The organism is Flavobacterium sp. (assembly GCF_044371705.1).
Lineage (GTDB): Bacteria > Bacteroidota > Bacteroidia > Flavobacteriales > Flavobacteriaceae > Flavobacterium.
Genome location: NZ_JBILTE010000128.1, coordinates 1 through 7315 on the forward strand (window position 1 = coordinate 1; position 7315 = coordinate 7315).

Here is a 7315-nt window from a genome sequence, read left to right on the forward strand (position 1 = left end):
TTGAAAGTAGATTAGTCGATTTTCGTTATTTTTCGGTTCAATATCTAATGAAACTATTACTTTTTTGTTGTCAGCATTAAATTTAAAGCTGACGTCTTTTATTTTTGTGTTGTATAACAACCATTTTCTTGGATATTCTTCCGCAAATAAGCTCCAAAAGTCCTTTTTTACTTGTAGTGCTTCTTCTTTACTGTACATTATCGAAGGGATACTTTAATTTCTATGTTTAATAACGGATATTCTCCGGGATCTGTTTCCTGACTTGCGATTTTGTCCATTACATCAAATCCCTTGGTTATTCTGCCAAAAACAGTGTGTTCGCCATTTAAATGATGTGAACCTTTTTTATTCTGAATAAAGTAAAATTCGAAAGGGTTACTTTTTTTCTCAGGATTTTTTTCCCAATCTCTTGCAGCAGCCATGGCTCCATAATTATGACGAAGCTGACTTCTAAATTCAGCAGGGATTAGATATTTACCAATAGCTTTACGTTCTTTTTGAGTGATTGATTCGTCGGAACTACCGCCTTGAATGATGAAGTTTTTTACTACTCGATGAAAATAGGTTGTATTAAAATACTTTTTCTTAGTTAAATAAATAAAATTTGCTCGATGTAAAGGGGTTTCATTAAATAATTCTACTTCAATGTCGCCAAATTCTGTTTCAATTAAAATTTTATTTTCTTTGTTTTTTTCACCGTACCACATTAGAAATTCAACAACATTTTCATCGGTAATTGAAAAGGTTTCTAGGTCAAACTTTTCTTTTGGTTTTTCTATCTCGACCTTCTCGGTTTTAATTATTTGTTTACTTGTTTTTTCTGTCTTATCTTTAGTTTTCGTTTCACATGAAACAATGACTAAAAACAAAACTAAAAGCAGATTTCTGTGGACTTTCATAGTTTTTTAAAATATGTTCCAAAAATAGCAAAAGAAACGCTACCAGCGGCTCATGCTCATGCAAAAATGGCACCTATTGAGCGATTGGAACTATTAAACAGTTTTTCATACGAAGGATTGTCACCCAAGAAAGCCGCAGTCATGATGCTTTTTTATCCAAAAGAAAGTCAAACACATTTAGTTTTAATTGTGAGGAATTCCTATCCCGGTGTTCATTCTTCACAAATTGCTTTTCCGGGAGGGAAAGTTGAAAGTTTTGATGCATCAATGGCAGATACAGCTTTAAGGGAAACAGAGGAAGAAATTGGTATTCATAAGTCATCTATTGAAATTATTAAAGAATTTACAGAGATATATATACCTCCCAGTAATTTTTTGGTAGCTCCTTTTTTGGGCATAAGCATTTCGGAACCTTCCTTTGTTTTGCAAACTGATGAAGTGGCGGGAATTATTGAATTGCCTTTAACCGTATTTTTGGATGATAAAAATGTTGTTACCAGAAAATTGACAACTTCCTATGCAGCAAGTATAGATGTGCCTGCTTTTTTGGTAAAGGAACATGTGGTGTGGGGAGCAACTGCCATGATGATGTCGGAGTTGAAAGAAACACTCAAAAAGGTGCTCTACTAATTTTGTTTTTTATAAATTCGTATTCTGTTTTTAATAAAAATGTTAATTATGGGATTGTTTAAAAGAAATCCTTTCGGACATATTCTGTTCCTTAAAAAATGGCTCATCCGAATTTTCGGGGTGATGACTCACCAACGTTACAGAGGTTTTAATGAGATGCATATTGAAGGATCCGAAATTATAAAAGACCTACCAGAAACAGGTGTTTTATTTATCTCTAATCACCAAACTTACTTTGCTGATGTGGTTGCAATGTTTCATGTTTTTAACGCAAGCTTAAGTGGAAGAGAGGACAACATAAAAAATGTGGGTTATTTATGGCAGCCTAAAATGAATATCTACTATGTAGCTGCCAGTGAAACCATGAAAGAAGGTTTACTTCCCAGAATTTTGGCTTATGCAGGTGCGATTACTGTGGAACGAACTTGGCGTTCGAAAGGAAAAGACGTCAAACGAGAAGTGAATCCGAATGATACCGAGAACATCAGAATAGCTTTAAATGATGGTTGGGTAATCACTTTTCCGCAAGGAACAACCCGTTCTTTTAAACCGGTTCGAAAGGGAACCGCTCACATAATCAAACAACACAAACCTATTGTAGTTCCAATTGTGATTGATGGTTTTAGACGTTCGTTTGACCGCAAGGGATTGCGAATCAAGAAAAAGGGAATTCTACAATCAATGGTTATCAAAGAGCCTTTGCAAATTGATTACGACAACGAAACTGTTGAAGAAATCGTTGAAAAAATTGAATTTGCTATTGAACAACATGCGTCGCTTTTGAAGGTAATTCCTGTTGAATTGCTGCAAGAACAAGCGGAATTGGACATAGAAAGAAAATGGAAATATTAAAAAACAGCTTCTACTTTGTATCCTTTTTTTCTAAGCAATTGAATTACGCCCATTTCACCGCCTAAATGTCCGGCACCAACACCAAAAAAAGTTGCTTTTTCTTTGGCAACTTTTTCAATAATTGGAATCCAATTTTTATTTCTGTTGCTTAAAAGAATTTCTTCATATTTTGAAGTGATTTCATTTTCTGATTTTTGCGTAGCAGCATACATCGCATTAATGTCTTCAGATTTATAGATATCGAGGAATAATTGCATTTCTTGTTTATCTTTCGCTAAATTGTTTTTAGCAGTTTTAACCAACTCTTTCATTTGAACTTCATACGGAATGGCATCAAATACGTTCATTTGTTCCTCAATTGATTCCAAACCAAAAACTTCTTCTTGCTGTTCTTTGATTACAGTCATCAGATTTCCTTCAACAGATTGCATTTCGCAGTCAATCATTTTAGGGTACAACATTGCACTTATCATGAACGGCTTGAACGTGTTGAGCATTTGGGCTGAATAGCCCAGCTGTTTAGTTAAAAACTCATCAACAATTTTAAAATCTTCTGCAGAGACTAAAGATGACATCGTTTTACCGTCTTTCATCATCATACTTTGCATCATACTTTGTTGTAAAGTAGGGTCGTCCATATCCAATTCTAAATACAATTGATCTGTTGCTTCTAATGCTTTTACTGCTTTTTGTGGCAATGTTGCATCACAAGTAATGTGAATGGTGCCATATAAATAGGAAGCTTCCTTAATTCCGTTTCCGGAAATTTTCCACAGTAATGATTTTTCTAAATTTTGAGCTTCTGCTTGCGTTGCAAAAAGAGCTAGTAAGGAAAGGAGTATTCTTTTCATCTTAGTAATCAATTTTCTTTAATTCTTGGTGATTATTTAAAAGCCTTCTCATTAAAAATCCGTAAATCAATTTATAAAACAACCAGAACAATCCAAATGTTATGGCAAATAAAACAAAATAGGTAATTCCGAGTATGATCCAAAAAGTTTGCGGATCTAGGTCCTTATTACTCTCAATTACAGAATTTAAATTTGGGTCATAGGTGATTTGCGAAATAACTACAACAACGAAAATAATGGCAAACATAGATAAGTTATACCAAATGTAATATTGAACGGTCTTGCGGGTTTTAATGATTGAACTCATTAATTTTTTAACGGTATCAGTTGTAGAAATAGTTTTAAAATTCTTGTAAAAGAGGTATATAAAAGCGATCACAACCGCATAATTTAAAAAAGTCAGCACTTTAAAAAGTGTATCAATATGATACATTTCCAAGGTTTTCAAGTAGTTTTCATCTACAAATAGAAAACTGATACCTGACCATACAATCAATTCTGCAATGCTAATCATCAAAATCCATTTGACAATAGATGATGATCGTTTATGAATCATTTCATAAATTTGCTGTTCAGAAACTTCTGTGTATGAATGAGCGTCGTTTTTCCACGCTTTTTTTAATAAATCTAATTCCTCTGTCATGTTCCTACGGATTTACGATTTTTTTTAATTTCCCTTTAATTCTGTTCATCTTCACTCGTGCATTTACTTCACTAATGCCCAATGTTTCGGCAATTTCTTCATAGTCTTTATCTTCTAAATACATAAAGACCAATGCTTTTTCAATATCATTTAATTGTTGTACGGCTTTGTATAGCAATTTGATTTGTTCTTCTTCTTCAAAATTATAATCTTCGGGAGCTACAAATTGTCTTTTGCCTTCCATGTCGGTGGTGGCAACCATACGTGTGCTTTTTCTGTACAACGTAATGGCAGTATTCAAAGCCACTCGATAGGCCCAAGTAGAAAACTTTGATTCTCCTCTAAACTTTGGATAAGCTTTCCATAACTGAATGGTAATTTCCTGAAATAAATCATTATGAGCATCTTCACCCGATGTGTATAATCGACAAATCTTGTGAATAATGTTCTGATTCTCCTTTAATTGCTTGACAAAAGATTGCTCCAGTGAATTGCTCATGTGGTGTTAGTAGCTTGAGTGTTTAATTTGTTACAAGGTAGCTTTTTTTTCAGAAGCTAATCCCGCTTTTCATTGCAAGCTCTTTTCTCAAAATGTTTTTTTCAAAGCTTTTTCAAGAGCTTCCGCTGGTCGCTTTGACAAAGCAAGAAAAAATACATTTTGTTTCAAGAGGCTTTTCATTTCAATCGGGGCTAAAAAGTTACAGGTTTCAGGTTTCAAGTTTCAGGTTCCAAGTTTCAGGTTGCAAAAATTTTTCATAGTTTTTTAATCTGTGTTCAAAAAAGCTATCCGTTCAAGTTCCAAAAACTGATAAATTTCAGTTAAATTTCAACAAGAAAAAAAAGGAGTAATCCTTCAACTGTTAAAACTCCTTATCTTTACCATTCAAAACCTCAGAGCCTTAGTGCCTCAGAACCTTAGTGCCTTAAAAAATGAATATTCCAAATACCAATCTTCCCAGAATTGTCATCATCGGTGGTGGTTTTGCCGGAATTGCTCTTGCCAAAAAACTCAAAAATCAACGCATTCAAGTTGTTTTAATTGACAAACATAATTACCATACGTTTCAACCACTTTTATATCAAGTGGCCACGGGCGGACTAGAAGCGGGTTCCATTGCATACCCCATTCGTAAAGTGGTTCAGGAGTATCAAAATTTTTATTTCCGTCTGGGTTTTGTCAATGAAATTGACACGAAAAATCAAAAAGTGATGGCTGACATCGGGGAGTTGCGGTATGATTATTTAGTCTTAGCTACCGGTTCTAAAACCAATTTTTTTGGCAACAAAGAAATTGAACGGCACAGCGTGGCGATGAAAACTATTCCACAATCGCTAAATATCAGAAGTTTAATTCTTGAAAATTTTGAGCAGGCGTTATTGACCAATGATATTCATGACCGACATAGTTTGATTAATTTTGTATTGGTAGGTGGCGGACCCACCGGAGTAGAATTAGCCGGAGCTTTAGCCGAAATGAAAAAAGCCATTCTTCCCAAAGATTACCCCGATTTGGATGTGCGTAAAATGCAGATTAACCTCATTCAATCCGGTGAACGGATATTGGATACGATGAGTGAAAAATCATCTAAAGAAGCTGAAGATTTTCTTGTGGATTTAGGCGTTAATGTTTGGAAAGATGTTCGGGTGACAGGATACGATGGTAAAACAGTTACAACTAATTCAACGTTGACTTTTGAAACGGCAACGGTCATTTGGACTGCTGGAGTAAAAGGCTCGTTGCCTTCAGGAATTGATACAAACGCCATTATACCAAGAGCCGATCGTGTGAAAGTAAATGAATTCAATCAAGTAGAAGGCTACGAAAACATATTTGCCATTGGAGATATTGCAGCCATGATTTCTGAGAAAAACCCTTTTGGACACCCCATGATGGCACAACCGGCAATGCAACAAGGAAAATGGTTAGGCGAAAACATTGTTCGAAAAATTAATAAGCAATCGCTTAAACCGTTTGAGTACAATGATAAAGGTTCCATGGCAACTATTGGCAGAAACAAAGCAGTGGTTGACTTACCAAGGTTTCATTTTAGCGGTTTTTTTGCTTGGTTTGTTTGGATTTTTGTGCACTTATTTTCACTCATCGGGTTTAAAAATAAAGCCGTCGTTTTGACGAATTGGATTTATAATTACATTCGTTTAGACCGCGAAGGACGATTGATTATCCGACCTTTTAAAAAGAAAGATGTGACTTCTTTTGTTGCGGATGAAGTTTAAGTTGGGAGTTTTTAGTAAGGAGTAGGAAGTAAATTCTCCCAACTAATAACTCCTTACTCCTTACTTTTTTCCATTCCAATCATCAAACCCACAAATTTACTATAACCTTCCAAACCGTCTTTTTGTTTGTTGAGTTTTAAAAAGTTGTCGTAAAAAGTTTTGAAAATCGGTTCCAAAAAAGTTTCATATTCTTCACGAAATTGTTTGCTTTCTTCAAAGTTTTTGATAATTCCCGAATTTAGTAAGGGTAAAAACTTCTCACTACTTCCTTCTTTGATGCGTTCTAAATTGCGGAGACAATGTTTCACCGCAAAACTATAACCGGAATATTGAAAATAAACATTGTCACTTTTGATGGAAGCTAAAAACCCAATAAAATTGGCTTCGCTTTCACTGGCATAGCCAATTTGATGAGCCATTTCGTGCAACGTTGTGGTTGGAAAATTATATTTTGGTAAGCAATCATTCACTTGAGCTTCATTGGTAAACGGATTCAAATAACCGCCAAATCCCATATAACTCAACGGCACACTAATTAAAGAAGGTTTAATGCTGGGTTTTTCATACGTAAGAAAAGGAAATTCTTTTTGAACTGATTCATAACTTTTGACACTCAACTCAAAAATTTCCTGAGTAGAATAGGGAACAACCACTTTTAAGGAATCATTTTGCGTGATTTTTTGGTGAATAGCATTCGTTTTTTCAATCAATTTTAGGGTAAAAGCCTCTAATTCTTGTGTGGAATATTCTTTGTCAATTGCCAGTTTTTCATACATCGGTATTCGATGATAATTGGTTGCCCACAACAAATGAAACAGAAAATAAAATACGGAAGCAAAACCCAATACTTTCAATAGATTATCTTTCCAATTGATTTTCCATGTTTTTCGCACTTTCCAAAACCATCTGAAAACCAAAAATAAAACAATACCGTAAATAATATCTCCAATGGAAATAGAAGTAAATCCAAAAGTGGTTCTGGAAATTTTTGAGATTATTGAATACAATCCGTTGCTGTAATACTTTTCAATAAATTCAGGAAAAAGAGAAGCAATTTTCAATGCAATGATTTGTATAAAAAGCAAAAAAGGAAGTATGTATTTTTTTTGAATCATCGTTGGTCAAATATATGAAAAGGTGATGGGTTATTGGTAACGGTTAAAAGGTTTAGCGAAATTTTAATAAAATTAAGTTCTTTATTTAGA

Annotated in this window: 9 protein-coding genes; 3 read left to right on the top strand and 6 right to left on the bottom strand. The window is 34.3% G+C overall.

From position 1 onward, the window contains the following. A partial coding sequence (locus tag ACIQ2S_RS09425; protein WP_396175317.1) for a DUF4268 domain-containing protein occupies positions 1–198 on the bottom strand: 198 nt, incomplete at its 3' end. Then, positions 198–899 carry a peptidylprolyl isomerase gene (locus ACIQ2S_RS09430; RefSeq protein WP_396175319.1) on the bottom strand — a complete coding sequence of 234 codons (702 nt, stop codon included), beginning with the start codon at positions 897–899 and terminating at the stop codon, positions 198–200. The genes ACIQ2S_RS09430 and ACIQ2S_RS09425, both read right to left, overlap by 1 nt. Between ACIQ2S_RS09430 and ACIQ2S_RS09435 the strand changes: the two genes are divergently transcribed. Beyond that, the gene (locus ACIQ2S_RS09435; RefSeq protein WP_396175321.1) at positions 888–1529 is read left to right on the top strand and encodes an NUDIX hydrolase; all 642 of its coding nucleotides are present in this window, start codon (positions 888–890) and stop codon (positions 1527–1529) included. The two genes, ACIQ2S_RS09430 and ACIQ2S_RS09435, sit on opposite strands and share 12 nt — an antisense overlap. Positions 1530–1577: 48 nt before the next feature. Next, positions 1578–2381, top strand: a complete 804-nt coding sequence (locus tag ACIQ2S_RS09440; protein ID WP_396175323.1) for a lysophospholipid acyltransferase family protein — start codon at positions 1578–1580, stop codon at positions 2379–2381. On the opposite strand, the gene ACIQ2S_RS09445 is transcribed toward ACIQ2S_RS09440, so the two are convergent. From ACIQ2S_RS09445 to ACIQ2S_RS09455, 3 genes are read right to left on the bottom strand one after another with little or no spacing between them, the layout of a single operon-like run. Next, positions 2378–3232, bottom strand: a complete 855-nt coding sequence (locus ACIQ2S_RS09445; RefSeq protein WP_396175325.1) for a TraB/GumN family protein — start codon at positions 3230–3232, stop codon at positions 2378–2380. The two genes, ACIQ2S_RS09440 and ACIQ2S_RS09445, sit on opposite strands and share 4 nt — an antisense overlap. A 1-nt stretch (position 3233) precedes the next feature. Continuing rightward, on the bottom strand, positions 3234–3875 hold the full coding sequence (locus tag ACIQ2S_RS09450) for a hypothetical protein (RefSeq protein ID WP_396175327.1): 642 nt from the start codon (positions 3873–3875) through the stop codon (positions 3234–3236). Between the two features lie 4 nt (positions 3876–3879). Next, the gene (locus ACIQ2S_RS09455) at positions 3880–4374 is read right to left on the bottom strand and encodes an RNA polymerase sigma factor (RefSeq protein ID WP_396175329.1); all 495 of its coding nucleotides are present in this window, start codon (positions 4372–4374) and stop codon (positions 3880–3882) included. A 431-nt stretch (positions 4375–4805) separates the two neighbouring features. On the opposite strand from ACIQ2S_RS09455, the gene ACIQ2S_RS09460 reads away from it, so the two are divergent. After that, complete coding sequence (locus ACIQ2S_RS09460) at positions 4806–6110, top strand: NAD(P)/FAD-dependent oxidoreductase (RefSeq protein ID WP_396175331.1); 1305 nt, start codon at positions 4806–4808, stop codon at positions 6108–6110. 53 nt (positions 6111–6163) lie between these two features. On the opposite strand, the gene ACIQ2S_RS09465 is transcribed toward ACIQ2S_RS09460, so the two are convergent. Continuing rightward, positions 6164–7225 carry a DUF3810 domain-containing protein gene (locus tag ACIQ2S_RS09465; protein ID WP_396175333.1) on the bottom strand — a complete coding sequence of 354 codons (1062 nt, stop codon included), beginning with the start codon at positions 7223–7225 and terminating at the stop codon, positions 6164–6166. Between the last annotated feature and the right edge of the window lie 90 nt (positions 7226–7315).

What these genes read in the sequence shown, in the direction of transcription:
- ACIQ2S_RS09450 (WP_396175327.1), bottom strand. Translation starts at nt 3,875, where the DNA reads ATGACAGAGGAATTAGATTTATTAAAAAAAGCGTGGAAAAACGACGCT.
- ACIQ2S_RS09440 (WP_396175323.1), top strand. Translation starts at nt 1,578, where the DNA reads ATGGGATTGTTTAAAAGAAATCCTTTCGGACATATTCTGTTCCTTAAA.
- ACIQ2S_RS09455 (WP_396175329.1), bottom strand. Translation starts at nt 4,374, where the DNA reads ATGAGCAATTCACTGGAGCAATCTTTTGTCAAGCAATTAAAGGAGAAT.
- ACIQ2S_RS09465 (WP_396175333.1), bottom strand. Translation starts at nt 7,225, where the DNA reads ATGATTCAAAAAAAATACATACTTCCTTTTTTGCTTTTTATACAAATC.
- ACIQ2S_RS09460 (WP_396175331.1), top strand. Translation starts at nt 4,806, where the DNA reads ATGAATATTCCAAATACCAATCTTCCCAGAATTGTCATCATCGGTGGT.
- ACIQ2S_RS09430 (WP_396175319.1), bottom strand. Translation starts at nt 899, where the DNA reads ATGAAAGTCCACAGAAATCTGCTTTTAGTTTTGTTTTTAGTCATTGTT.
- ACIQ2S_RS09445 (WP_396175325.1), bottom strand. Translation starts at nt 3,232, where the DNA reads ATGAAAAGAATACTCCTTTCCTTACTAGCTCTTTTTGCAACGCAAGCA.